Raw genomic sequence first — 22,037 nt, 5'->3', positions numbered from 1 at the left:
GGCCGGGGTGCAGTGTTATGCTACGCGCCCATTTGCGCCGGCCCCTGCTTCATCTCTAGCGCCGCGTAGCTTTGCCCCGATTCAAGGTGATGCCATGACTACCCGCACCGAGGCCGTAAAAGCCTACCTGCTCGACCTGCAAGACCGCATTTGCGCTGCGCTGGAAACCGAAGACGGCGGCGCACGCTTCATCGAGGACGCCTGGACTCGCCCGGCCGGCGGTGGCGGACGCACCCGAGTGATTGGCGACGGCGCGGTGATCGAAAAAGGCGGCGTCAACTTTTCCCACGTGTTCGGCAGCGGTTTGCCCCCTTCGGCCAGTGCCCACCGGCCGGAGCTGGCCGGTCGCGGTTTCGAGGCCCTGGGCGTGTCGCTGGTGATCCACCCGCACAACCCTCACGTGCCGACATCCCACGCCAATGTGCGCTTCTTCATCGCCGAGAAAGAAGGCGAGGAGCCGGTCTGGTGGTTCGGTGGCGGTTTTGACCTGACCCCCTATTACGGCAATGAAGCGGACTGCGTGCACTGGCACCGGGTCGCCGAAAAGGCCTGCGCACCGTTCGGCGCCGATGTTTATCCACGCTACAAGGCCTGGTGCGACAGCTACTTCCACATCAAGCATCGCAGCGAGCCACGGGGCATTGGCGGCCTGTTCTTCGACGATCTGAACGAGTGGGACTTCGACACCAGCTTCGCTTTTATGCGCGCCATCGGTGACGCCTACATCGAGGCTTACCTGCCGATCGTCCAGCGCCGCAAGGCTGCGGCCTACACCGCGCAGCAACGCGAGTTCCAGGAATTCCGCCGGGGCCGCTACGTCGAGTTCAACCTGGTCTACGACCGTGGCACCCTGTTCGGCCTGCAATCGGGCGGGCGCACCGAATCGATCCTGATGTCGCTGCCGCCGCAGGTGCGTTGGGGCTATGACTGGAAAGCCGAGCCCGGCAGCGAAGAAGCACGCCTGACCGAATACTTCCTGCAAGACCGTGACTGGCTGGCCGGTTCCGCTTGAAAAAAAGGGCTTTAGCAGATGGATCAGTATGTCGTTTTTGGTAACCCGATCGGCCACAGCAAATCGCCGCTGATCCATCGCCTGTTCGCCGAGCAGACAGCTCAGCAACTGGACTACAACACCCTGCTGGCACCCCTGGACGACTTCACCGGCAGCGCCCGGGCGTTCTTCGCCGAGGGCCGTGGCGCCAACGTCACCGTGCCGTTCAAGGAAGAAGCCTATCGCCTGGCCGACAGCCTGACCGAGCGCGCGCAACGGGCCGGTGCGGTGAACACCTTGAGCAAGCTCGCCGACGGCCGCCTGCTGGGGGACAACACCGACGGTGCCGGCCTGGTCCGGGACCTGACGGTCAATGCCGGGTTCAGCCTCAAGGGCAAGCGCATCCTGCTGCTGGGGGCCGGTGGCGCGGTGCGCGGTGCCCTGGAACCGCTGCTGGCGGAACAGCCGGCCTCGGTCATCATCGCCAACCGCACTGTGGAAAAGGCCGAGCTGCTGGCGGAGTTGTTCGCCGACCTGGGGCCGGTGTCGGCCAGCGGTTTCGACTGGTTGCAAGAGTCGGTGGACCTGATCATCAACGCGACCTCGGCCAGCCTCTCCGGCGATGTGCCGCCGATTGCCGGGAGCCTGATCGAGCCCGGCCACACACTGTGCTACGACATGATGTACGGCAAGGAACCCACGCCGTTCTGCCGTTGGGCCAGGGAGCACGGGGCGACGCAGGTGATGGATGGCCTGGGCATGCTCGCCGAGCAGGCGGCGGAAGCCTTCTACCTCTGGCGTGGCGTGCGCCCGGACAGCGCGCCGGTGCTGGCTGAGTTGCGGCGGCAATTGGCGCAGTAACGGGCTGCAACAGTGTGGCGAGGAGCTTGCTCGCGCTCGGTCGCGCAGCGGTGGTAGAACCGGCTTTCGCAGCTTTTCAGACAGACGACGGTGCCCGGCTTTGGGCCTGCTGCGCATTCCAGCGCGCGCAAGCTCGCTCGCCACAGGGAGCGCCCCCATCAAACCTTGGGGGTCAGTCTTCGAAGTGGATCGGGCAACGCTGCGGTCCTTCGAGCTTGATCAACTCCTCCTTCACCGCCTGGCGCGCCCGGCGCAGGATCAGGCTGCGATCCTGGCGCCGCAGACGCCTGGCCTCCTGGTGCAGCATTTCCACCCCCGAGTAATCGATAAAATTGATGTGCTGGGCCTCGATCACCAGGCGTGGCGCGTGGCAGCGTTGCATGCGCACTTGCAGGTAGTGGCTGGCGCCGAAGAAGATCGAGCCGCCAACCCGCAGGATGTCTTCGTCACCCTCGCGCCATTGCTGCACCCGCGGTTGCGAGGTGCGCTTGAGGTAGAAAAACAGCGACGCCAGGACCCCGGCATAAATCGCCGTTTGCAGCTCCAGGAGCAAGGTGGCGATGCAGGTCAGGCTCATCACCACGAACTCGGCGCGACTGACCCGGAACAACGCGCGGATGCCTCGATGATCCACCAGCCCCCAGCAGATCAGCAGGATGCTGCCCGCCATGGCCGGGATCGGAATATGGGCTATCAGCGACGCGCCACTCACGGCAAACAGCGCCACCCACAGTGCGGAAAACACCCCGGCCAGCGGTGAATGGGCGCCGGCTTCGTAGCTCAGGCCGGAGCGGGTAAAAGAGCCGGACGACAGATAGCCGGAAAAAAACGCGCCGACGATATTCGACAGGCCCTGGGCGCGCACTTCCTGGTTGGCATCGAGCAATTGTTCGGAGCGGGCCGACAGTGAGCGGGCAATCGACAAACTGGTGACCAGCCCCAGCATCCCCACCGCAACGGCGCTGGGCAGCAGGCGCAGGATCATTTCCAGGTCCAGCGGCAGGGGGCTGAGGGGTGGCAGTTGGCCGACAAAGGCGCTGACCAGTTGCACATGGCCGAACAGCGCGGGCCACAGCCACACCACCAGGGCGCTGAGTACCAAGGTTATCAACAGGCTCGGCCAGCGGGGCAGCAGCAGTTTCAGCGCCACCCCCAGCAACAAGGTGCCCAGGCCGAGCAGCAAGGAGGGTTTATCCACAGCGTCGAGGTGGCCCAGCAGTGAGAGCAGGCTGTTGAGGGCGGTGGCCTGGTTCGGCAGGTCCAGCCCCAGCAGGTTGGGTAATTGGCCGAGGGCGATTACTACGGCGGCGCCGAGGGTGAACCCCAGCACCACCGAGTGCGAGACGAAGTTCACCAGGGCGCCAAAGCGCAGCAAACCCAGCAACCACTGGAACACCCCGGCCAGCAGGGTCAGCAACAGGATCAGGGTGATGTAGTCCTGGGACGCGGGCACGGCCAGGGGGCTGACACTGGCATAGAGCACGATGGAAATGGCCGCCGTCGGGCCGCAGATCAGGTGCCAGGAAGAGCCCCAGAGGCAGGCGATCAGCACCGGCACTATCGCGGCATACAGGCCGTACTCCGGCGGCAGGCCGGCGATCAGGGCGTAGGCAATGGATTGCGGCAGGGCCAGGATGGCGCCGCTCAGCCCCACCAACAGATCACGTCCGATGCTGGCGCGGGTTTGCCGAGGCAGCCAGCTCAGGAAGGGAAAGAGTGAATGGCGGTTGGGCCAGGCCATGGTTCCTCGCGGGTGGATTGATTCAAGGGCGTCAGGGTAAAGCATTGCCCAGGCGCTTGCCCAAGATGGCGCGCGCGCCGGGCTTCAGCCCAGCCTTCAATAGCTGGGATGGAGACGCTGGCGCTTCAGGGTGCAGCGTCCCCATCCAGGCCACTACAGCTTGGCCTTCACCGCCGCCAGCGCATCCTTGCCGTCGAGGGTCTTCACCCCTTCCAGCCAGGTGTCCAGCACCCCCGGATTGGCCTTGATCCAGGCCTTGGCCGCATCCGCATTGCTGACCTTCTTGTTGGCCACCTCGGACATGATGCTGTTCTCCATTTCCTGGGTGAAGCTCAGGTTGGTCAGCAACTTGCCGACGTTCGGGCAGGCCTGTGCATAACCCTTGCGGGTCAGGGTGTAGACGCTGCCGGTGTCGCCGAAATACTTCTCGCCACCTTTGAGGTAGTGCATTTTCAGCTGCACGTTCATCGGGTGCGGGGTCCAGCCGAGGAAGGTCACGAACTTCTGTTTCTTCACGGCCCGCGACACTTCCGCCAGCATCGCCTGCTCGCTGGACTCCACCAGCTTCCACTGGCCGAGGTTGAAGTCATTCTTCTTGATGATCTCCTGCAACGAGATATTGGCCGGCGCGCCGGAGCCGATGCCGTAGATCTTCTTCTCGACGTCCTTGGGGTGCGCCTCGGCGTAGGTGTTCAGGTCGGCAAAATCGTGCACTCCTGCATCCCACACGTAATCCGGCACGGCCAGGGTGAACTCGGTGCCGTCGAGGTTCTTCGCCAGCTGGGTGACATCGCCGGTGGCCACGAACTTGTCGTAGAAGCCCTGCTGCGCCGGCATCCAGTTGCCGAGGAACACATCCACCTGGCCGTCCTTGAGACCGCCAAAGGTGATCGGCACCGCCAGGGTATCGACCTTGGCCTTGTAGCCCATGCCGCTCAACAGGAAGCCGGTGATGGCGTTGGTCGCGGCGATGTCGCTCCAGCCCGGATCGGCCATTTTCACGGTTTCGCACTGATCGGCCCGGGCCGACGCACTGCCCAGGGCCAGGAGGCCGATGGCGACTGCTGTGGATAACCTTTGCATGCTCTTCCCCTTACGTTATTGGTTTTGGCAGGGTTGTGGATAACGAGCCTTGCGCTCCAGATCGTCGAGGTCGATGTGGTTACGCATGTATTGCTGGCTGGCATCGACCAGTGGCTGGTGGTCCCAGCTCTTCAGCTTGCCCACGGTCAGCGCGCTGGCGACGAAACGCCGACGCCGCTGGCTGGCGAGTACCTGTTGCCGGATCAGCGGGATATCCCACTTGGCCCGGGCTTCGGCGAGGAAGGCCTCGAACAGCGGCCGATGCTGCGGCGACTGGCTGAGTTCTTCGAGCTCGCGGGGATCGTTGGCTACATCGAAGAGTAGGCACGGGTCGTCTTCGCTGTAGATGAATTTATAGGCGCCGCGGCGGATCATCATCAGCGGGCTGATGGTGCCTTCGGCCATGTATTCGCCAAAGACCTCGTCGTGCCCGCCCTGCCCTTGCAGGTGCGGTACCAGCGAGCGCCCGTCGAGGGGCAGGCCCGGTTCCAGCTCGCCGCCGGCGAGTTCCACCAGGGTCGGCAGCAGGTCGGCGGTCGAGACCGCTGCGCTGACCCGCCCGGCGGTGAACTGACCGGGAGCGCTGACCAGCAGCGGCACCCGCGCGGCCATCTCGAACCAGTGCATTTTGTACCAGAGCCCGCGCTCGCCGAGCATGTCGCCATGGTCGCCGGAGAACACAATGATGGTGTCGTCGATCAGCCCTGTGTCCTCCAGGGTCTGCAGGAGTTTGCCGACGTTGCTGTCGATATAACTGCACGCGCCGAAGTAGGCGCGGCGGGCGTCGCGGATCTTATCCACAGGCAGCGGCTTGTCCCACAGGTCGTAGACCTTGAGCAGGCGCCGGGAATGGGGATCCTGGCTGCTCTGTGGTGGCGTTTCCGGCAGCGGAATGTCGTCGTCGCGGTACAGGTCCCAGAAGGCCTTGGGAATGGTGTACGGGTCGTGGGGGTGAGTCATGGACACGGTGAGGCAGAACGGCTGGTCGCCGTCTTCGCGGATATGGTCGAACAGGTACTGCTGGGCCTTGAACACCACCTCTTCATCGAAATCCAGCTGGTTGGTGCGCACGCAGGGACCGGCCTGCAGCACCGAGGACATGTTGTGGTACCAGCTGGGCCGCACATCGGGCTCATCCCAGTTCACCGCCCAGCCATAGTCGGCGGGGTAGATATCGCTGGTCAGGCGCTCTTCATAACCGTGCAACTGGTCCGGGCCGCAGAAGTGCATCTTGCCCGACAGCGCGGTGCGGTAGCCGAGGCGGCGCAGATAGTGGGCGTAAGTCGGGACATCCGCGGGAAAGTCCGCAGCGTTGTCGTAGGCGCCGATCTTGCTCGGCAACTGGCCGCTGACCAGGGTGAAACGCGAGGGCGCGCACAGCGGGCTGTTGCAGTACGCGGCGTCGAACACCACGCCCTGGGCGGCGAGGCGACTGAGATTGGGCAGCTTGATGGGCGAGGAACCGTAGAACGGCAACATTGGCGCGGCCATTTGATCGGCCATGATGAAAAGAATGTTCTTGCGCTTCATGTATTCGCGGCATTCCATAGTAAGCAGTTATGCGAAAGTGCTGCGATCGAGCATGTAGCCCATGCATTTTGCGGTAAAGCCCATGCCGGGCAATGACTAGGATAAGTACAGCTTATGTATGAAGCGCTCGGGGACCTGTCCCTTGATCTGTTTCGCGCCTTTGAAACCGCAGCCCGCCTGCGCAGCTTTACCGCGGCGGCGGTGGAGCTGGGCACCACTCAGCCGGCCATCAGCCAACAGATCAAGCGCCTGGAAGAGCAACTGGGCACCCGGCTGTTCGACCGCATCTACCGTGGCATCGAGCTGACCGAGGCCGGGGCGACGCTGTTCGAGCAGGTGCAGGAAGGCTTGCAAAGCATCGACGCCGGCTTGAGCGCGATCAGCACCCAGCATCAGCATGAGGTGCTGCAGGTGGCCACCGACTTTGCCTTCGCCGCCTACTGGCTGATGCCGCGCCTGCATCGGTTCCACCAGGCCAACCCCCAGGTCGATGTCAGCCTGGTGACCAGCGAGCGCAGCCACACCATGCTGCGCAGCGATATCGACGTCGCGGTGCTGTTTGGCGACGGGCGTTTCAAACAGGGCGCCAGCCATTGGCTGTTCAGCGAGGAAGTGTTCCCGGTGTGCAGCCCGCTGCTGCTCAAGGAGCAGGCCGCGCCCTTGCCCCTGGCGGCGTTGCTGGAGATGCCCCTGCTGCATCTGCGCGGGGAAAACAGCAGCCACTGGTTCGACTGGAGCGGGGTCTTTCGCGAACTGGGGATTGCCACGCCTCCGGCTCCCGGGCAGTTGCGTTTCGATAACTACACCCTGCTGATCCAGGCGGCTATCGGCGGTCAGGGCGTGGCCATCGGTTGGCGGCACCTTGTGGATAACTTGCTGGCCCAGGGCTTGCTCTGTCGGCCCATCAGCGAAACGGTGATGTCCCGCTACGGCTATTACGTGGTGTTGCCGCAACGCAAACGGCGCGCGGCCCTGATCCAGCGCTTCGTCGACTGGCTGATGCTCGAGCAGGCCAGCAGCGCCCAGTCACTGACCGGTATGGCGCTGCCGTCAATCGCGGTGTGAGGCCCGGCGTGCGCCCTGCCCTAGCTGACAAATTGCACATGCTCACGCAGGTGCAGATTCAGCCGCAGTTCATCGGCGATCCCGATCGCCACGCTGTTGAGTCGCTGCAGGGGTTCTGCGAGCCCGGGCTCCAGGCTGCTGCTGACCTGGCTGAAATGCTCGATGCCAAGGCCCGGCAGGCCGCGTGGAGCGTTGACCAGGGTCCAGCGCAAGGTACTGGTCTGCAATGCATCGAGGATTTCCTGGGCGGCGTGATGCTGCAATGGGTCGCGGGGTTGAGTGTTGTCGAGCACCTCGAAGTCGCCGACCACGAACAGGCGCTGCACCTGGGTCGCCTGCATCCCGGCGATCAAGGCATCGATGGCCCGGACCTGCTCCAGGGAATCGCAGATTCGCAGCTTTTCCACCTGCTCACTGCCCATAGGCAGGCCGGGCGCGTCCAGTAGGCACACCACCAGATCGCCGCCGGCAACACTTTGCTTGACCCGTTCGGCGTCGAACAGGTCGCCGCTCTTGGTCCGCAGCCCGGGGCGCGGCGCGAGGGCGGTGAGGTCGTCGAGGATGGCAATGACTTCATGCTGGCGGCGCAGGAATTCGGCCATCAGCGCACTGCCCAGGCTACTCATGGCACCATAGAGCACCAGTTTGATCACCGGGGTTTCGGCATTTTTCATGGCGCAGCTTCCTTCTTTCCACAGGTATGAGGTGTGACCTGTGGCGGGTCGCAAGGGTTCGACTTTGTCGCGAGGGGTTTTGATGCAACGAATCAAGGGCTATCACGCTCACGTCTATTTTGACGCCAGCACCATCGATCAGGCGCGCAGCTTGTGCGAACAGGCGGCGCAGTTGTTTTCATTGAAGATGGGCCGGGTTCATGAACGTCCGGTGGGTCCGCACCCGGACTGGAGCTGCCAGTTGGCCTTCGAACCGCAGTACCTGGGCGTGGTGCTGCCGTGGCTGGCGTTGAACCGCAAGGGGCTGGTGGTGTTTTTGCACCCGGACACCGGCGATGACCTGGTGGACCACACCGACCATGCCATCTGGATGGGCGCGGTGCGGCCGCTGGATCTGTCGGGGTTTTAGGCGCAGCAGGCCTGCAAGCCGCTCATCGGCTTGCAGGTACTCGTCAGGGGATGGACGTCAGCGATTGGACAAAAAACGATCAGTTGAGTACGCCATCGAGAATCTCGTAGACGATGCCTGAGCCAATGGCGATCAACACCACGTCACCGCCCATGCGCCGCCATTCGTAGCCCTGGTAGTACGGCAGGTGGGCCAGGGCGCGGTTGTCCAGGCGCTCGCCGTAGTAGCCCCGTGGCAACGGCTGGCCACGCACCAGGTGCACGCCCGGTGGCGGTGGCGCACCCCGCACGAAGTAACCGTGGTTATCGCGGATGGTCTGGCGCACCGGGCCGAAATCCCTGGGTGGCGCGCCGCGATGATCATTCTGCGGACCGCGATGCTCTTCGCCACGATTGTCCCGCTGGCCCTGTTGCGGGCCGCCGCGATCACCGCCGCGATCATTGTCACCCCGTTGATCGGCCATGACATTCAGCATCGGGCCGGCACTGAGCATCAGCACACCGAGACCGGCAATCAGGCGTTTGGGCATTTTCATCAGGTCTTCCTCACAGCGAGCAACAAAAAGGGGTAGGCAACCTGAGCTGCCTACCCCTGGGTCTTGCTATTTAGTCTGTGACTTCGGGTGCTAATTCCTCTGTATCAGGAACTTTACCTTCAACTGACCCGCGCTTTACCTATGCCTTCGGCCAGGGAGGCGCACAGGCTGAGCACGCCATCGACGGCCTGCTCGGGGGTGGTGGCGTTGGCGATCTGGTCGATCAGTGCCGACCCCACCACCACGCCGTCGGCGAGGCGCGCGATGGCCGCGGCCTGCTCCGGGGTGCGGATGCCGAAACCGATGCTGATCGGCAAATCGGTGTGGCGACGCAGACGGGTCACGGCTTCTTCGACGTGCTCCAGGGTCGCAGCACCGGCCCCGGTCACGCCGGCCACCGAGACGTAGTAGACGAAGCCGGAGCTGCCGTTGAGCACCTTCGGCAGGCGCGCATCGTCGGTGGTCGGCGTGGTCAGGCGGATGAAGTCGATGCCCGCAGCCTGGGCCGGGTCGCACAGCTCGCTGTTATGTTCCGGCGGCATGTCGACCACGATCAGGCCATCGACCCCGGCGGCCTTGGCGTCGCTGATGAAACGCGGCACGCCGTAGTGGTGGATCGGGTTGAAATAACCCATCAGCACCAGCGGGGTTTCACTGTTGCCTTCGCGGAACTCGCGAACCATCTGTAGGGTTTTCGCCAGGTTTTGCTTGGCGTCCAGGGCGCGGATATTGGCCAGCTGGATCGCCGGGCCGTCGGCCATCGGGTCGGTGAAGGGCATGCCCAGTTCGATCACGTCGGCACCGGCGGCGGGCAAGCCCTTGAGGATCGCCAGCGAGGTGTCGTAGCCCGGGTCGCCGGCGGTGATGAAGGTCACCAGGGCGGCGCGGTTTTGTTGCTTAAGCTCGGCAAAGCGCGTTTGCAGGCGGCTCATCAGTGTTTCTCCTGCTGGGATTTTTCTTGTTGAGAGCTTTCCATATGGTGCATCACGGTCTGCATGTCTTTGTCGCCACGGCCCGACAGGTTGACCACCATCAGGTGATCCTTGGGCAGGGTCGGCGCGCGTTTGAATACTTCAGCCAGGGCGTGGGCGCTTTCCAGGGCCGGGATGATGCCTTCCAGGCGGCAGCACTGGTGGAAGGCGGCCAGGGCTTCGTCATCGGTCACCGAGGTGTACTGGACGCGGCCGATGTCGTGCAACCAGGCGTGCTCGGGGCCGATGCCCGGGTAGTCGAGGCCGGCGGAAATCGAGTGGGCGTCGATGATCTGGCCATCGTCGTCCTGCAGCAGGAAGGTGCGGTTGCCGTGCAGCACGCCCGGCACCCCGCCGTTCAGGCTGGCGGCGTGCTTGCCGGTTTCAATGCCGTAGCCGGCGGCTTCGACGCCGATGATTTCGACGCTCTTGTCGTCGAGGAACGGGTGAAACAGGCCCATGGCGTTGGAACCGCCACCGATGCACGCCACCAGGCTGTCCGGCAGGCGGCCTTCCTGGGCTTGCAGCTGTTCACGGGTTTCCTTGCCGATCACGGCCTGGAAGTCGCGGACCATCGCCGGGTACGGGTGCGGGCCGGCCACGGTGCCGATCAGGTAGAAGGTGCTGTCGACATTGGTGACCCAGTCACGCAGGGCTTCGTTCATCGCGTCCTTCAGGGTGCCGGTACCGGCGACGACCGGGATCACCTCGGCCCCCAGCAGCTTCATGCGGAACACGTTGGCCTGCTGGCGCTCGATGTCGGTGGTGCCCATGTAGATCACGCAGTCCAGGCCGAAGCGCGCGGCCACGGTGGCAGTGGCCACGCCGTGCATGCCGGCGCCGGTCTCGGCGATGATGCGTTTCTTGCCCATGCGCCGGGCCAGGAGGATCTGGCCGATGCAGTTGTTGATCTTGTGCGCGCCGGTGTGGTTCAGCTCTTCGCGCTTGAGGTAGATCTTGGCGCCGCCGCAGTGCTCGGTCAGGCGTTCGGCGAAGTACAGCGGGCTCGGACGGCCGACGTAATCGCGCTGGAAGTAGGCCAGTTCCTTGAGGAAGGCCGGATCTTCCTTGGCGATTTCATACTCGCGGGCCAGGTCGAGGATCAGCGGCATCAGGGTTTCTGCCACGTAGCGGCCGCCGAACGAGCCAAACATGCCGTTGGTGTCAGGACCGTTGCGCAAAGGGGTCTGGGTCATCGGAAGCTCCCGGTGAAGGTCAAAAGAGTGAATTGATGGGAAGACAATGGCGTTCACTCTACCCCTGACAGGGCAGGCTGAAAACCGATAAGATCGCCGCAACCTGTCAGGAAAACTCACAGATACCATGAGCCACGACCTTCCTCCGCTGAATGCCCTCAGGGCCTTTGAAGCCACCGCCCGCCTCGGCAGCGTCAGCCAGGCAGCCGAGCAGCTGCACGTCACCCATGGCGCGGTCAGCCGGCAGTTGAAAGTGCTGGAAGAGCACCTCGGGGTGAGCCTTTTCGTCAAGGACGGGCGTGGCCTTAAACTCACAGATGCCGGGGTGCGCCTGCGCGATGCCAGCAGCGATGCCTTTGAGCGGCTGCGCACGGTCTGCGCCGAACTGACCCAGGGTGGCGCCGACGCGCCGTTTGTCCTTGGGTGCTCCGGCAGCCTGTTGGCGCGCTGGCTGATCCCGCGCCTGGGGCGCCTGAACGCCGACCTGCCGGACCTGCGTCTGCACCTGTCAGCCGGCGAAGGCGATCTCGATCCGCGGCGCCCGGGGCTGGATGCGCTGCTGGTGTTCGCCGAGCCACCGTGGCCGGCGGACATGCAGGTCTACGAATTGGCCAGCGAGCGCATCGGTCCAGTCATGAGCCCACGTTTTGCCGGCTACGAGCAGCTGCGTCGACAGCCGCCTGCCGCATTGCTTGACCAGGCCTTGCTGCAAACCACGTCGCGGCCCCAGGCGTGGCCCAGTTGGGCACGGCAAAACGGCCTCGATGCCCAGGCATTGAAGTTCGGACAGGGGTTCGAGCATTTGTATTATTTGCTGGAGGCGGCGGTGGCCGGGCTGGGGGTGGCGATTGCGCCAGAGCCGTTGGTGGCCGAAGACTTGCGGGCGGGTCGCCTGGTTGCCCCGTGGGGTTTTGGTGAAACCTCGGGGCAACTGGCGTTGTGGCTACCCAAGCGCGCCGCGGATGGGCGCGCCCGGCAACTGGCGCAGTGGCTCAGGAATGAGCTGCGCCAGGCAACTTAATCGCCGCGTTTGCACAACAGATAAGCCGCCAGCAGGCCCAGGGCGCCGACCGCGACACCGGCCGTGGTCCAAGGATGTTCCTGGGCGTAATCGCGGGTGGCGATCCCGGTTTCGCGGGTCTTCACTTTGACTTCTTCATAGGCATCGCTGAGCAGGCTGCGGGAATGTTTCAGCGCGCTCTCTGCGTTGGTTTTCAGGGCCTTGAGGGTTTTACGCGACTCGTCAGACGCGTCGTCCTTGAGGCTTTCCAGAGACTTGAGCAGGCTCGAGATCTCCGCTTCCATACTTTCCAGTGAGGCTTTACGTAACGAGTTGTTAGCCATGTCGGCTCTCCTGCATGGTTGATGAGTGGCATGTGTAGGTTCCGACTCCAGCGCTTGGCGAAAGTGCAGTTAATCTGAACTTTGCTGTATGCGACGCACCGAAAAGGGGTATGAAAAAATCACTGCTAGGCTGTATTCAAACCTTAAGGAGCACGCCATGACTGACCACCACACGTACAAAAAAGTCGAACTCGTCGGTTCGTCCCCCTCCAGCATCGAAGACGCCATCAATAACGCGTTGGCCGAGGCCAGCAAAAGCATCAAGCACCTGGAGTGGTTCGAAGTGATCGAAACCCGGGGCCATATCAAGGACGGCAAGGCTGCGCATTTCCAGGTCACGCTCAAGGTTGGCTTTCGTATTGCCAACAGTTGAGGGCTTGGACTAGGCTCTTGAACTTGTGCGCTGGCCGATTGCCATAGGAAATGGCAAAGCGCTACAGCTGTCTTGAGCCTGAGAAAGGCTGGCGCAGATGCTTACCTTTTGATCCGACCAGGGAATGTGACCGATGAAGAAACTAATATTGGCAGCAGCATTGTTCAGCCTCGCGGGAACAGCCCTTGCCGCAGGCAAGCCGTGCGAAGAGCTGAAAAGCGAAATCGCCGCGAAGATCGACGCCAACGGCGCCACGCATTACTCGCTGGAAGTGGTGGACAAGGGCGCAGCCGCTGACGGCAAAGTCGTGGGCTCGTGCGAAGCCGGGACCAAGGAAATCGTCTACAAACGTGGTTGAGACGTTGTAGATGCAGATTGAGAAAACCGACGCCATGGCGTCGGTTTTTTTATGCCTGGGAGATAGGGGCGGGGCGGGGTCGCGTCAGCGCAGCCGCCTGCTGGAGCCACTGCCGAAGGCAGCGCTGGCCTTGCGCACCACCGCCGCATTACCTGAAAAGACCCTTCAGCCCTTCATCACCTGCGCCAGCAGTTCATAGGAGTGCAGGCGATCGGCGTGTTCATACAGGTCGCAGGTGAAGATCAGCTCATCGGCCCCAGTCTGTTCGATCAGCACTTCGAGCTTGGCGCGGATTTTCGCCGGGCTGCCGACCATGGCCAGGCCGAGGAAGCTCGCCACCGCTTCTTTCTCGTGGGGCAGCCACAGGCCGTCCATGGTTTTCACCGGGGCGCGCTGCACCAGGCTCTGCCCGCGCATCAGCGCGAGGATGCGCTGGTACACCGAGGTCGCCAGGTAATCGGCCTGCTCGTCGGTATCGGCCGCCACCAGGGGCACGCCGAGCATCACGTAGGGCTTGTCGAGCACGGCCGAAGGTTTGAAGTGGTTGCGGTACACGCGAATCGCTTCATGCATGTAGCGCGGTGCGAAATGCGAAGCGAAGGCATAAGGCAGGCCGAGTTCGCCGGCCAGTTGCGCACTGAACAGGCTGGAGCCCAGCAGCCAGACCGGGACCTGGGTGCCAGTGCCCGGCACCGCGATCACCCGTTGCTCCGGGGTGCGTGGGCCGAGGTAGGCCATCAGCTCGGCCACATCCTCGGGGAAGTCGTCGGCGCTGCCTGAGCGCTCGCGGCGCAGGGCGCGGGCGGTCATCTGGTCGGAGCCGGGGGCGCGGCCCAGACCCAGGTCAATACGGCCGGGGTACAGGCTTTCCAGGGTGCCGAACTGCTCGGCAATCACCAGCGGCGCATGGTTGGGCAGCATCACCCCGCCGGAACCGACGCGGATGGTCGAAGTACCGCCGGCCAGGTAACCGAGCAGCACCGAGGTCGCGGAGCTGGCGATGCCATCCATGTTGTGGTGTTCCGCTACCCAGAAACGGTTATAGCCGAACTTCTCGACATGTTGCGCCAGATCCAGGGAGTTTCGCAGGGACTGCGCGGGGCTGCCGTCGGCGCGTACCGGTACCAGGTCGAGGGTGGAAAACTTGACGTCGGACAGTGGTTTCATAAGCCTGCTTCTCCAAAGGGCGTGCAGGCTTTTGTCATGAACCAAAACCTGCCGAATTTAATAAGCCAGGTCTATGCAATGTGGGCATATACCCGAGTTTCAATAGCCAGCGTGAATTTGCCGCTCTGATCGGTGGTGAATTCAGACAGGATGAACTTTGTCCGGCCTTCTATCCTCAGAACCCTGTGTAGCGCAAACCCGTTGGGCGTGAATTCTCGCGCTCGATCTTGAGGAGACAGAGATGAGTATCAAAAAGAAAGCCTCGGCTCATTGGGAAGGTGATCTGAAAACCGGCATCGGTTCTATTTCGACCGAAACCGGCGTCTTGCGTGAAGCGCCCTACGGCTTCAAGGCGCGTTTTGAAGGGGGCAAAGGCACCAACCCGGAAGAACTGATCGGCGCGGCCCATGCCGGCTGCTTCTCCATGGCCTTTTCCATGATCCTCGGCGATGCCGGGCTCAAGGCGGATGCCATCGACACCACCGCCGAGGTGACCCTGGACCAGGTTGATGGTGGTTTTGCGATCACTGCAGTGCACCTGATTCTCAAGGCCAAGATCCCGGGCGCGAGCCAGCAGCAGTTCGATGAACTGAGCCGCAAGGCCAAGGAAGGGTGCCCGGTGTCCAAGGTGCTCAATGCCAAGATCAGCCTGGACGCTACGCTGATCAGCTGACCTGTGCCGCTCCCGGGGTCGCGCGCCGGCATGCGCGGCGCCGCTCCCCGGGGCGGGCCTGGCCAGCCAGCGCAGTGATCCGCAGGTGCGCCGCGTCAGAACTCGGTTCTGCGAAATGTGGTCGAATGAGTGACTGCGGCTTCAGTCCATGACCATGGGCGCTGCAGCAAGGGAGCTCCACATCATGAAACGTTTTGCCTTGGCGGTTGTTTGTTGCGCGCTGGCCACATCGGCCCTGGCGGCACCCAAGCCCTGCGATGAGCTCAAGGCCGAGATCGAGGCCAAGATCCAGGCCCAGGGGGTGGCGTCCTACACCCTGGAAATCGTCACCAATGACGAAGTCCACGACAACAACATGGTGGTCGGCAGCTGTGAAAACGGCACCCGCAAGATCATCTATCAAAAGAACGATCGCTGAAGCATTCAGGTTCAGGGCACGCAGTTGACCATGCGGTCTTCGGCGACGAGCTGACGCTGGGCGTCGTATAGCCGCGCGCTGGCGTTGAAGCCCAGGGAGCGCGCCTCCAGCCGGTAGCGCTGGCCGGCCTGGAAGTGGTCGTAGCGCACCGTCAGGTAGCACAGGCGCTCCGAGGTGCCGGTCATCATGCCCATGCCGCCGGAATAGATCTCGAAATCGAAACGTACCGTCAGCTCGTGACTGCCCGGGGTGACCTGGAAGTAGCGCCCGTCGGGCAAACGCTGCTGGTCCAGGCGCTCGGCCATCACCAGCTTGCCGCCCGGCGCGGGGGCGGCCAGGTCGACCCAGGCCTGTTGCGGGTCGACGTTGGGCAAGGGGCTGGAACAGGCACAAAGGCTGGCCAGGGAGAGAGCGAGCAAAGGTTGGCGCATGAGGGTGGCCACGTCAGCGAAAGACCTGAAGCATAGCGCCGATCAGGTTCGCTGGCAGCCTGCCGGTTGGCCCATGCCGACGACTTTGCGTTGTTCGTCATACAGCTTGGCCCAGGGCCGGAAGCCGATATTCCCGGCTTGCACCTGATAACGCTGGCCGGCGTTGAAGTCCTTGAATTTCAGACTCAGTTGGCAGTCGCGCCACAGCGGTTCTGCGTCCGGCCCGATATTGGTCGGCTGCACCGCGAACTGATAACGCAGGGTCAGCTCATGGCTGCCGGGCGCCACCTCGAAGTAGCGTTTGTCACCGGCGGCCTTTTCGTCGACCTCCAGGGCCTGCAGGGTGGTGTCGCGGTGGGGGTGAAGGTCGATCCAGGCTTGTGCCGGATCCGGGTCGGGCAGGCTGGCGCAGCCACCCAGGGCAAGCAGGCCAGTGGTCAACAGCAATACGCGCATAGCGAAACTCCAGGCAGGCGAGATAGTCTTGCGAACCGATTCTCGACGGATGATTCGATTTGATTAGGCCGCGTTCAAGCCATGGGTTACTTGATCCTCTTTTGCGCCTTTTGTTTCCGGCCCTGATGCTTTTGTTGCTCAACGGTTGCGCCAGCGTCGGTTATTACAGCCAGCTCGCCAGCGGCCAATGGCAGTTGTTGCGGGCCCGCACCCCGGTGGCCGAGGTGGTCGCCGACCCGGCCCGCGACCCGCAACTGCGGGCGCACCTGGAGCAATCGCAGCAGGCCCGGGCCTTCGCCAGCGAGCACCTGCACCTGCCGGACAACCAGAGTTACCGCCTGTATGCCGATATCGGCCGGCCCTATGTGGTGTGGAACGTGTTCGCCACCCCGGAGTTTTCCCTGCAGGCGCAAACCCATTGCTTCCCGATTGCCGGGTGCGTGGCCTATCGCGGCTACTACAACCAGGGTGCTGCTCGCGGTGCGGCGGCCCTGTTGCAACAGCAAGGCATGGATGTGGCGGTGAGTGGGGTCGAGGCGTATTCGACCCTGGGCTGGTTCAACGACCCGATCATCAGTTCGATGATGCATTGGGGCGACGAGCGCCTGGCGACCCTGATCTTCCACGAGCTGGCGCACCAGCGGTTTTACGTGCAGGACGACACCGAGTTCAATGAGTCCTTCGCCACCTTCGTCGAGCAGCAGGGCACCCGGCAGTGGCGCGCCTATCGCGGCTTGCCCCCGGCCAGCGAAGCCCAGGTGCAGCAGCGCGACCAATTTATCCAGTTGCTCCTCGATACCCGGCAACGCCTGGAGCATCTGTACGCCCAGGCGTTGCCTGCCGAGCAGATGCGTGAGCGCAAGGCGGCGCAATTCGAGCAACTGCGTCAGGACTATCGGCAACTGCGCGACAGCCAATGGCACGGCGACAAGCGCTACGACGCCTGGATCAACGCCCCGATCAACAACGCCCGGTTGCTGCCTTTCGGCCTTTACGACCAGTGGGTGCCAGCGTTTGCCGCCCTGTTCAAACAGGTGGGCGGCAACTGGCCGGCCTTCTACGATGCGGTGCAAACCCTGGGTAAACGCCCGCCGGCCGAGCGCAAGGCAGAGCTGCGGCGCTTGGCCCAACTCTAAGGCGCCAGAGGCTTTGCACTGAGGGGGCGGGATTCTGTGGTCCGCACCTGGGCTTTTTGTGGCGAGGGCGCTTGCTCCCGTTCGGCTGCGCAGCGGCCGTCATCAGGCCACTGCGGTGTGTCAGGCCAAGTGGCGGTGTGGCCTTAGCTGCGCAAAAACGCCTGGTGCAATTGGTCCAGGGTCTGGAAGTGATAGGTCGGCGCTTCGGCAGTCAGTTCTTCGTGGCTGCCAAAACCGTAGCCCACTGCCGCCGCGTCCAGGCCGTTGCGTCGGGCGCCGATCAGGTCGTGCTTGCGGTCGCCAATCATCAGGGTGTTCGCCGGATCCAGGCGTTCCTGTTCCAGCAAATGGGCGATCAACTCGACTTTGTCGGTGCGGGTGCCGTCCAGCTCGCTGCCGTAGATCACCTTGAAGTGCTTGGCGAAATCGAAATGGCGGGCGATTTCCCGGGCGAATACCCAAGGCTTGGAGGTCGCGATATACAGCTGCCGGCCCTGGCCGCTCAAGGTTTCGAGCAAAGGTGTAACGCCGTCGAACACGCGGTTCTCATATAGGCCGCTGATCTTGAAACGTTCGCGATAGAATTTCACCGCCTCCCAGGCCCGGGCCTCGTCGAAGTCGTAGAACTGCATGAAGGCCTGCAACAGCGGCGGGCCGATGAAGTGTTCGAGTCGGGTCAGGTCAGGTTCGTCGATGCCCAATTTGCTCAGGGCAAACTGGATCGAACGGGTGATGCCTTCACGTGGGTCGGTCAGGGTGCCATCGAGGTCAAATAGAACGGTCTGGTAATGCATGGGGTTTCCTGGGCAAGGGGTCAGAGGGCATTCAAGGCAGGTGGTAGCCTTCGGCCAGGTGCAGGTCCTTGAGTTTTACGTAATTGGCGGCGCTGTAGGTGAAGAAGGCGCGCTCCTTGTCGGTCAGGGCCCGCACTTGTTTCACCGGGCTGCCGACATACAGGAAGCCACTTTCCAGCTGCTTGCCCGGGGGCACCAGGCTGCCGGCGCCGATGATCACATCGTCGGCCACCCGGGCGCCGTCCATGACAATACTGCCCATGCCGATCAGTACCCGGCTGCCGACGGTACAGCCGTGCAGCATGACTTTGTGGGCGATGGTCACGTCATCGCCGATCAGCAGCGGGAAGCCGTCGGGGTTGAACGGGCCGGCATGGGTGATGTGCAGCACGCAGCCGTCCTGCACGCTGGTGCGTTGGCCGATGCGGATGCGGTGCATGTCGCCGCGGATCACGGTCAGTGGCCAGATCGAGCTGTCGCTGCCGATCTCGACGTCGCCGATCACCACCGCCGAGTGGTCGACGAAGGCCCGTTCACCGAGGCTCGGCGTGTGCTGCTGATAGGTGCGAATGGCCACGTGGGGTTGCCTCTCTGACATTTATTAATGGGGTCGATAGCTGCGGTGGGCATCGATTGTAATTAAGATGGCGCTACGTTTCTTCCAGCCAAGGTGCCAACCGTGAGCCTGAACAACCCTCTTCTGCAGTCCTACGACCTGCCGCCGTTCTCGGCGATCCGTGCCGAGCATGTGCAACCGGCCATCGAACAGATCCTGGCGGATAACCGGGTTGCCATCGCGCAGATCCTCAAGACTCAAGGCCAGCAGCCGACCTGGGCCGGCCTGGTGCTGGCCATGGACGAACTCAATGATCGCCTGGGCGCCGCCTGGAGCCCGGTCAGCCACCTCAACGCCGTGTGCAACAGCGCCGAACTGCGTGAAGCCTACGAGGCGTGCCTGCCTGCCCTGAGCGCCTACTCTACCGAGATGGGCCAGAACCGCGAGTTGTTCCAGGCCTTCGAAGCCCTGGCCAACAGCCCCGAAGCCGCCGGTTTCGATGTGGCGCAGAAGACTATCCTCGAACATTCCCTGCGTGACTTCCGCCTGTCGGGTATCGACCTGCCGCCGGAGCAGCAGAAGCGCTACGCCGAGGTGCAGAGCAAACTGTCGGAGCTGGGCAGCCGCTTCTCCAACCAGTTGCTCGACGCCACCCAGGCCTGGACCAAGCACGTCACCGACGAAGCGGCCCTGGCCGGCCTGACCGACTCGGCCAAGGCGCAAATGGCCGCCGCCGCCCAGGCCAAAGAGCTCGACGGCTGGCTGATCACCCTGGAATTCCCTAGCTACTACGCGGTGATGACCTACGCCCAGGACCGTGCCCTGCGTGAAGAGATCTACGCCGCCTACTGCACCCGTGCCTCGGACCAGGGCCCGAATGCCGGGCAGAACGACAATGGCCCGGTGATGGAGCAGATCCTCGACCTGCGTCAGGAACTGGCCAAGCTCCTGGGCTTTGCCAGCTTCTCCGAATTGAGTCTGGCCACCAAGATGGCCGAATCCAGCGACCAGGTGCTGAGTTTCCTGCGCGACCTGGCCAAGCGCAGCAAGCCGTTTGCCGCCCAGGACCTGCAGCAGCTCAAGGCTTACGCCGCCGAACAGGGCTGCCCGGACCTGCAAAGCTGGGACAGCGGCTTCTACGGTGAAAAACTCCGTGAGCAGCGTTACAGCGTGGCCCAGGAAGCCCTGCGCGCCTACTTCTCGATCGACAAGGTGCTGGGCGGCCTGTTCGCCATCGTGCAGCGTCTGTATGGCATCGAGATCGCCGAGCAGAAAGGCTTCGACACCTGGCACCCGGATGTACGCCTGTTCGAAATCAAGGAGAACGGCCAGCACGTCGGCCGTTTCTTCTTCGACCTGTATGCCCGCGCCAACAAGCGTGGCGGGGCCTGGATGGATGGCGCCCGTGACCGTCGCCGCACCCTGGACGGCGTGTTGCAGAGCCCGGTGGCCAATCTGGTGTGCAACTTCACCCCGGCCGACAGCGGCAAGCCTGCGCTGCTGACCCACGATGAAGTCACCACCCTGTTCCACGAATTCGGCCACGGCCTGCACCACCTGCTGACCCGGGTTGAACATGCCGGCGTATCCGGGATCAACGGCGTGGCCTGGGATGCGGTCGAGCTGCCGAGCCAGTTCATGGAGAACTGGTGCTGGGAGCCGGAAGGCCTGGCGCTGATCTCCGGCCACTATGAGAGCGGCGAGCCGCTGCCCGAGGACCTGTTGCAGAAGATGCTCGCGGCGAAGAACTTCCAGTCCGGACTGATGATGGTGCGCCAGCTGGAATTCTCGCTGTTCGACTTCGAGCTGCACGCCACCCACGGCGACGGGCGCAGCGTGCTGCAAGTGCTCGAAGGGATACGCGACGAGGTCTCGGTCATGCGTCCGCCGGCCTACAACCGCTTCCCCAACAGCTTCGCGCACATCTTCGCCGGCGGTTACGCCGCGGGTTACTACAGCTACAAGTGGGCGGAAGTGCTGTCGGCGGATGCGTTCTCCAGGTTCGAAGAGGAAGGCGTGCTCAACCCGGCCACCGGGCGTGCGTTCCGCGAGGCGATCCTGGCCCGTGGCGGCTCCCAGGCGCCGATGGTGCTGTTCGTCGATTTCCGCGGACGTGCCCCGTCGATTGACGCACTCTTGCGCCACAGCGGCCTGAGTGAGGACGCGGCGGCATGAGTGAGGGTTCCGTGAAGATCACCAAGAAGCGCTTTATCGCCGGGGCCGTCTGCCCGGCGTGCAGCGAGCCGGACCGGCTGATGATGTGGAGCGAGGGCGACGTGCCCCATCGCGAGTGCGTGGCCTGCGGCTACTCCGACACCCTGAATGAACAGGGGCTGTCGGTGCCCAAGGAATTGGGGACCCGGGTCAATACCACGGCGTTGAAAGTGCAGGATGCCAAGGTGCAGTCGGTGCAGTTTTTCCCCAACCCCAAGTTGAAGAAAAAAACCGACGACCCGCAATAACTCCCCGTCATACCACCGGCTCCGCAAGGAGCCGGCCTGTTTTTCCCATCGTCAATAAAACAGCTCGCTCGGCCCGCTGCTGCGGTCAGATGGCGGGCTTGTTGCTGCTCACGGTTTCGAGCCAGCTCTTCATCGAGCAGGTATCAAACACGCTGGTACTGCAATCGCCATTGGCCAGGGCGGTACGCAGTTTGTCGACATCGGCCTGCATCATGTAGCGAATGCCGTCCTTGAAGTGGGAACTGTCGCCGAACCCGCCCTGGGTCATTTCATTCAGGGCGTCCTCTTTGCTCCAGCCCTGGATCACCACCCGGTACATCGCTGAAATCAGCCCGGTGCGGTCCGAGCCGTGCTTGCAATGCATCAGCACCGGGCCCTGGCTCTCTGCGCTCTGGATGGCCCGCAGCGCACTCAGCACATCGGCGTCGTCCACATGATTGGTGCGGTACGGCAGTTGCACCTGCTTGATCCCCGGAGCCGATAGCCAGCGGGAGTCGGCCTCGGGCAGGAAGTTGATCACGGTGCCCACTTGCAACTGTTGCAGCAGGGGCAAGGCTCGGCTGTCGGGCAATGCGCTGCGATAGAGGGTCGGCGACATCTGGTACAGGTTGTAGTGCGCGTCTACCGGCTGCGCCCATTGGCTCGGGCGGCTGCTGGGCAGATCGGCGGCCCAGGCCTGGGGCCATGCGAGCAGGGTCAGCAGCGACAGGCAGAGGGCGGGAAAGAGGCGAGTGTTTGACATGCGCAGGCCGACGCTCAGGAAGGAGGGATGATGCTGCACAGCCTGTTCTGGCGGGCGTCAAAGCCCCGTGA

26 protein-coding genes are annotated in these 22,037 nt (G+C 63.4%); 12 read left to right on the top strand and 14 right to left on the bottom strand.

Annotation, left to right across the window (positions count from 1 at the left end; translation table 11 throughout):
* Window positions 1-94: 94 nt before the first annotated feature.
* On the top strand, window positions 95-1,012 hold the full coding sequence (gene hemF, locus ACOZJV_RS17795) for an oxygen-dependent coproporphyrinogen oxidase (protein WP_078470309.1): 918 nt from the start codon (window positions 95-97) through the stop codon (window positions 1,010-1,012).
* Between the two features lie 18 nt (window positions 1,013-1,030).
* A complete protein-coding gene (aroE, locus tag ACOZJV_RS17790) occupies window positions 1,031-1,852 on the top strand; it encodes a shikimate dehydrogenase (RefSeq protein ID WP_078470308.1) in 822 nt (273 codons plus the stop codon).
* A gap of 172 nt (window positions 1,853-2,024) precedes the next feature.
* Here the strand turns inward: aroE and ACOZJV_RS17785 are convergent, their stop codons facing one another.
* From ACOZJV_RS17785 to betC, 3 genes are all read right to left on the bottom strand, one after another.
* Window positions 2,025-3,593 carry a SulP family inorganic anion transporter gene (locus ACOZJV_RS17785; protein WP_421548137.1) on the bottom strand — a complete coding sequence of 523 codons (1,569 nt, stop codon included), beginning with the start codon at window positions 3,591-3,593 and terminating at the stop codon, window positions 2,025-2,027.
* 153 nt (window positions 3,594-3,746) lie between these two features.
* Entirely contained in the window at window positions 3,747-4,676 is a 930-nt protein-coding gene (choX, locus tag ACOZJV_RS17780) for a choline ABC transporter substrate-binding protein (protein WP_421548136.1), read from the bottom strand.
* A gap of 15 nt (window positions 4,677-4,691) precedes the next feature.
* Complete coding sequence (gene betC / locus ACOZJV_RS17775) at window positions 4,692-6,206, bottom strand: choline-sulfatase (protein WP_421548135.1); 1,515 nt, start codon at window positions 6,204-6,206, stop codon at window positions 4,692-4,694.
* Between the two features lie 114 nt (window positions 6,207-6,320).
* Between betC and ACOZJV_RS17770 the strand changes: the two genes are divergently transcribed.
* Complete coding sequence (locus ACOZJV_RS17770) at window positions 6,321-7,271, top strand: choline sulfate utilization transcriptional regulator (protein WP_421548134.1); 951 nt, start codon at window positions 6,321-6,323, stop codon at window positions 7,269-7,271.
* Between the two features lie 20 nt (window positions 7,272-7,291).
* Here the strand turns inward: ACOZJV_RS17770 and ACOZJV_RS17765 are convergent, their stop codons facing one another.
* Window positions 7,292-7,945 carry an NAD(P)-dependent oxidoreductase gene (locus ACOZJV_RS17765; RefSeq protein WP_421548133.1) on the bottom strand — a complete coding sequence of 218 codons (654 nt, stop codon included), beginning with the start codon at window positions 7,943-7,945 and terminating at the stop codon, window positions 7,292-7,294.
* Window positions 7,946-8,027: 82 nt separating this feature from the next.
* On the opposite strand from ACOZJV_RS17765, the gene ACOZJV_RS17760 reads away from it, so the two are divergent.
* Window positions 8,028-8,354, top strand: coding sequence for a DOPA 4,5-dioxygenase family protein (locus tag ACOZJV_RS17760; RefSeq protein ID WP_078470302.1), 327 nt, complete (start codon window positions 8,028-8,030; stop codon window positions 8,352-8,354).
* 79 nt (window positions 8,355-8,433) lie between these two features.
* Here the strand turns inward: ACOZJV_RS17760 and ACOZJV_RS17755 are convergent, their stop codons facing one another.
* The 3 genes from ACOZJV_RS17755 to trpB all read right to left on the bottom strand — a co-directional run bounded on the left by ACOZJV_RS17755 (window position 8,434) and on the right by trpB (window position 11,056).
* A complete protein-coding gene (locus ACOZJV_RS17755; RefSeq protein ID WP_078470301.1) occupies window positions 8,434-8,889 on the bottom strand; it encodes an anti-virulence regulator CigR family protein in 456 nt (151 codons plus the stop codon).
* A 119-nt stretch (window positions 8,890-9,008) separates the two neighbouring features.
* The gene (gene trpA / locus ACOZJV_RS17750) at window positions 9,009-9,821 is read right to left on the bottom strand and encodes a tryptophan synthase subunit alpha (protein WP_078470300.1); all 813 of its coding nucleotides are present in this window, start codon (window positions 9,819-9,821) and stop codon (window positions 9,009-9,011) included.
* Window positions 9,821-11,056, bottom strand: coding sequence for a tryptophan synthase subunit beta (trpB, locus tag ACOZJV_RS17745; protein ID WP_421548132.1), 1,236 nt, complete (start codon window positions 11,054-11,056; stop codon window positions 9,821-9,823). Before trpB ends, trpA begins: the two co-directional genes overlap by 1 nt.
* A 127-nt stretch (window positions 11,057-11,183) precedes the next feature.
* On the opposite strand from trpB, the gene ACOZJV_RS17740 reads away from it, so the two are divergent.
* Window positions 11,184-12,077, top strand: a complete 894-nt coding sequence (locus ACOZJV_RS17740) for a LysR family transcriptional regulator (protein WP_421548131.1) — start codon at window positions 11,184-11,186, stop codon at window positions 12,075-12,077.
* Here ACOZJV_RS17740 and ACOZJV_RS17735 read toward each other — a convergent pair.
* Window positions 12,074-12,400: a DUF883 family protein gene (locus ACOZJV_RS17735; protein WP_020294995.1), complete on the bottom strand. Its 327-nt coding sequence runs from the start codon at window positions 12,398-12,400 to the stop codon at window positions 12,074-12,076. The two genes, ACOZJV_RS17740 and ACOZJV_RS17735, sit on opposite strands and share 4 nt — an antisense overlap.
* Window positions 12,401-12,557: 157 nt before the next feature.
* Between ACOZJV_RS17735 and ACOZJV_RS17730 the strand changes: the two genes are divergently transcribed.
* Window positions 12,558-12,773: a dodecin gene (locus ACOZJV_RS17730; RefSeq protein ID WP_078470297.1), complete on the top strand. Its 216-nt coding sequence runs from the start codon at window positions 12,558-12,560 to the stop codon at window positions 12,771-12,773.
* 133 nt (window positions 12,774-12,906) lie between these two features.
* On the top strand, window positions 12,907-13,131 hold the full coding sequence (locus tag ACOZJV_RS17725) for a DUF1161 domain-containing protein (protein ID WP_078470296.1): 225 nt from the start codon (window positions 12,907-12,909) through the stop codon (window positions 13,129-13,131).
* A 165-nt stretch (window positions 13,132-13,296) separates the two neighbouring features.
* Here the strand turns inward: ACOZJV_RS17725 and ACOZJV_RS17720 are convergent, their stop codons facing one another.
* Window positions 13,297-14,298 carry an LLM class flavin-dependent oxidoreductase gene (locus ACOZJV_RS17720; RefSeq protein ID WP_078470295.1) on the bottom strand — a complete coding sequence of 334 codons (1,002 nt, stop codon included), beginning with the start codon at window positions 14,296-14,298 and terminating at the stop codon, window positions 13,297-13,299.
* A gap of 241 nt (window positions 14,299-14,539) precedes the next feature.
* On the opposite strand from ACOZJV_RS17720, the gene ACOZJV_RS17715 reads away from it, so the two are divergent.
* Both ACOZJV_RS17715 and ACOZJV_RS17710 read left to right on the top strand, forming a co-directional pair.
* Window positions 14,540-14,971 (top strand): OsmC family protein, encoded by a 432-nt coding sequence (locus ACOZJV_RS17715; protein ID WP_078470294.1) that lies wholly within the window; start codon window positions 14,540-14,542, stop codon window positions 14,969-14,971.
* A gap of 184 nt (window positions 14,972-15,155) precedes the next feature.
* Window positions 15,156-15,389 (top strand): DUF1161 domain-containing protein, encoded by a 234-nt coding sequence (locus ACOZJV_RS17710; protein WP_020295000.1) that lies wholly within the window; start codon window positions 15,156-15,158, stop codon window positions 15,387-15,389.
* Window positions 15,390-15,400: 11 nt separating this feature from the next.
* Here ACOZJV_RS17710 and ACOZJV_RS17705 read toward each other — a convergent pair whose 3' ends face one another.
* Both ACOZJV_RS17705 and ACOZJV_RS17700 read right to left on the bottom strand, forming a co-directional pair.
* Window positions 15,401-15,820, bottom strand: a complete 420-nt coding sequence (locus ACOZJV_RS17705) for a hypothetical protein (protein ID WP_078470293.1) — start codon at window positions 15,818-15,820, stop codon at window positions 15,401-15,403.
* Window positions 15,821-15,862: 42 nt separating this feature from the next.
* Complete coding sequence (locus ACOZJV_RS17700; RefSeq protein WP_078470292.1) at window positions 15,863-16,276, bottom strand: hypothetical protein; 414 nt, start codon at window positions 16,274-16,276, stop codon at window positions 15,863-15,865.
* Window positions 16,277-16,335: 59 nt separating this feature from the next.
* Here ACOZJV_RS17700 and ACOZJV_RS17695 point away from each other — a divergent pair, with 59 nt between their 5' ends.
* Window positions 16,336-17,412, top strand: a complete 1,077-nt coding sequence (locus ACOZJV_RS17695; protein WP_421548130.1) for an aminopeptidase — start codon at window positions 16,336-16,338, stop codon at window positions 17,410-17,412.
* 143 nt (window positions 17,413-17,555) lie between these two features.
* On the opposite strand, the gene ACOZJV_RS17690 is transcribed toward ACOZJV_RS17695, so the two are convergent.
* Together ACOZJV_RS17690 and ACOZJV_RS17685 are read right to left on the bottom strand one after the other, a co-directional pair.
* The gene (locus ACOZJV_RS17690) at window positions 17,556-18,206 is read right to left on the bottom strand and encodes an HAD family hydrolase (RefSeq protein ID WP_421548129.1); all 651 of its coding nucleotides are present in this window, start codon (window positions 18,204-18,206) and stop codon (window positions 17,556-17,558) included.
* A 31-nt stretch (window positions 18,207-18,237) separates the two neighbouring features.
* Window positions 18,238-18,783 carry a gamma carbonic anhydrase family protein gene (locus ACOZJV_RS17685; RefSeq protein WP_078470289.1) on the bottom strand — a complete coding sequence of 182 codons (546 nt, stop codon included), beginning with the start codon at window positions 18,781-18,783 and terminating at the stop codon, window positions 18,238-18,240.
* A 102-nt stretch (window positions 18,784-18,885) separates the two neighbouring features.
* Between ACOZJV_RS17685 and prlC the strand changes: the two genes are divergently transcribed.
* Together prlC and ACOZJV_RS17675 are read left to right on the top strand one after the other, a co-directional pair.
* Window positions 18,886-20,937 (top strand): oligopeptidase A, encoded by a 2,052-nt coding sequence (prlC, locus tag ACOZJV_RS17680; RefSeq protein ID WP_421548128.1) that lies wholly within the window; start codon window positions 18,886-18,888, stop codon window positions 20,935-20,937.
* Window positions 20,934-21,224, top strand: a complete 291-nt coding sequence (locus ACOZJV_RS17675; protein WP_020295007.1) for a YheV family putative zinc ribbon protein — start codon at window positions 20,934-20,936, stop codon at window positions 21,222-21,224. Before prlC ends, ACOZJV_RS17675 begins: the two co-directional genes overlap by 4 nt.
* Window positions 21,225-21,309: 85 nt before the next feature.
* On the opposite strand, the gene ACOZJV_RS17670 is transcribed toward ACOZJV_RS17675, so the two are convergent.
* Window positions 21,310-21,966 carry a tyrosine-protein phosphatase gene (locus ACOZJV_RS17670; protein ID WP_201128749.1) on the bottom strand — a complete coding sequence of 219 codons (657 nt, stop codon included), beginning with the start codon at window positions 21,964-21,966 and terminating at the stop codon, window positions 21,310-21,312.
* Between the last annotated feature and the right edge of the window lie 71 nt (window positions 21,967-22,037).

The sequence above is a fragment of the Pseudomonas sp. QD4 genome (assembly GCF_049199125.1).
Lineage (GTDB): Bacteria > Pseudomonadota > Gammaproteobacteria > Pseudomonadales > Pseudomonadaceae > Aquipseudomonas.
This window is presented reverse-complemented; position numbering and strand designations above follow the sequence as displayed.

Bases quoted from the DNA above. Each gene is read 5' to 3' on its own strand.
- hemF (WP_078470309.1), top strand. From the start codon at position 95: ATGACTACCCGCACCGAGGCCGTAAAAGCCTACCTGCTCGACCTGCAA.
- aroE (WP_078470308.1), top strand. From the start codon at position 1,031: ATGGATCAGTATGTCGTTTTTGGTAACCCGATCGGCCACAGCAAATCG.
- ACOZJV_RS17785 (WP_421548137.1), bottom strand. From the start codon at position 3,593: ATGGCCTGGCCCAACCGCCATTCACTCTTTCCCTTCCTGAGCTGGCTG.
- choX (WP_421548136.1), bottom strand. From the start codon at position 4,676: ATGCAAAGGTTATCCACAGCAGTCGCCATCGGCCTCCTGGCCCTGGGC.
- betC (WP_421548135.1), bottom strand. From the start codon at position 6,206: ATGAAGCGCAAGAACATTCTTTTCATCATGGCCGATCAAATGGCCGCG.
- ACOZJV_RS17770 (WP_421548134.1), top strand. From the start codon at position 6,321: ATGTATGAAGCGCTCGGGGACCTGTCCCTTGATCTGTTTCGCGCCTTT.
- ACOZJV_RS17765 (WP_421548133.1), bottom strand. From the start codon at position 7,945: ATGAAAAATGCCGAAACCCCGGTGATCAAACTGGTGCTCTATGGTGCC.
- ACOZJV_RS17760 (WP_078470302.1), top strand. From the start codon at position 8,028: ATGCAACGAATCAAGGGCTATCACGCTCACGTCTATTTTGACGCCAGC.
- ACOZJV_RS17755 (WP_078470301.1), bottom strand. From the start codon at position 8,889: ATGAAAATGCCCAAACGCCTGATTGCCGGTCTCGGTGTGCTGATGCTC.
- trpA (WP_078470300.1), bottom strand. From the start codon at position 9,821: ATGAGCCGCCTGCAAACGCGCTTTGCCGAGCTTAAGCAACAAAACCGC.
- trpB (WP_421548132.1), bottom strand. From the start codon at position 11,056: ATGACCCAGACCCCTTTGCGCAACGGTCCTGACACCAACGGCATGTTT.
- ACOZJV_RS17740 (WP_421548131.1), top strand. From the start codon at position 11,184: ATGAGCCACGACCTTCCTCCGCTGAATGCCCTCAGGGCCTTTGAAGCC.
- ACOZJV_RS17735 (WP_020294995.1), bottom strand. From the start codon at position 12,400: ATGGCTAACAACTCGTTACGTAAAGCCTCACTGGAAAGTATGGAAGCG.
- ACOZJV_RS17730 (WP_078470297.1), top strand. From the start codon at position 12,558: ATGACTGACCACCACACGTACAAAAAAGTCGAACTCGTCGGTTCGTCC.
- ACOZJV_RS17725 (WP_078470296.1), top strand. From the start codon at position 12,907: ATGAAGAAACTAATATTGGCAGCAGCATTGTTCAGCCTCGCGGGAACA.
- ACOZJV_RS17720 (WP_078470295.1), bottom strand. From the start codon at position 14,298: ATGAAACCACTGTCCGACGTCAAGTTTTCCACCCTCGACCTGGTACCG.
- ACOZJV_RS17715 (WP_078470294.1), top strand. From the start codon at position 14,540: ATGAGTATCAAAAAGAAAGCCTCGGCTCATTGGGAAGGTGATCTGAAA.
- ACOZJV_RS17710 (WP_020295000.1), top strand. From the start codon at position 15,156: ATGAAACGTTTTGCCTTGGCGGTTGTTTGTTGCGCGCTGGCCACATCG.
- ACOZJV_RS17705 (WP_078470293.1), bottom strand. From the start codon at position 15,820: ATGCGCCAACCTTTGCTCGCTCTCTCCCTGGCCAGCCTTTGTGCCTGT.
- ACOZJV_RS17700 (WP_078470292.1), bottom strand. From the start codon at position 16,276: ATGCGCGTATTGCTGTTGACCACTGGCCTGCTTGCCCTGGGTGGCTGC.
- ACOZJV_RS17690 (WP_421548129.1), bottom strand. From the start codon at position 18,206: ATGCATTACCAGACCGTTCTATTTGACCTCGATGGCACCCTGACCGAC.
- ACOZJV_RS17675 (WP_020295007.1), top strand. From the start codon at position 20,934: ATGAGTGAGGGTTCCGTGAAGATCACCAAGAAGCGCTTTATCGCCGGG.
- ACOZJV_RS17670 (WP_201128749.1), bottom strand. From the start codon at position 21,966: ATGTCAAACACTCGCCTCTTTCCCGCCCTCTGCCTGTCGCTGCTGACC.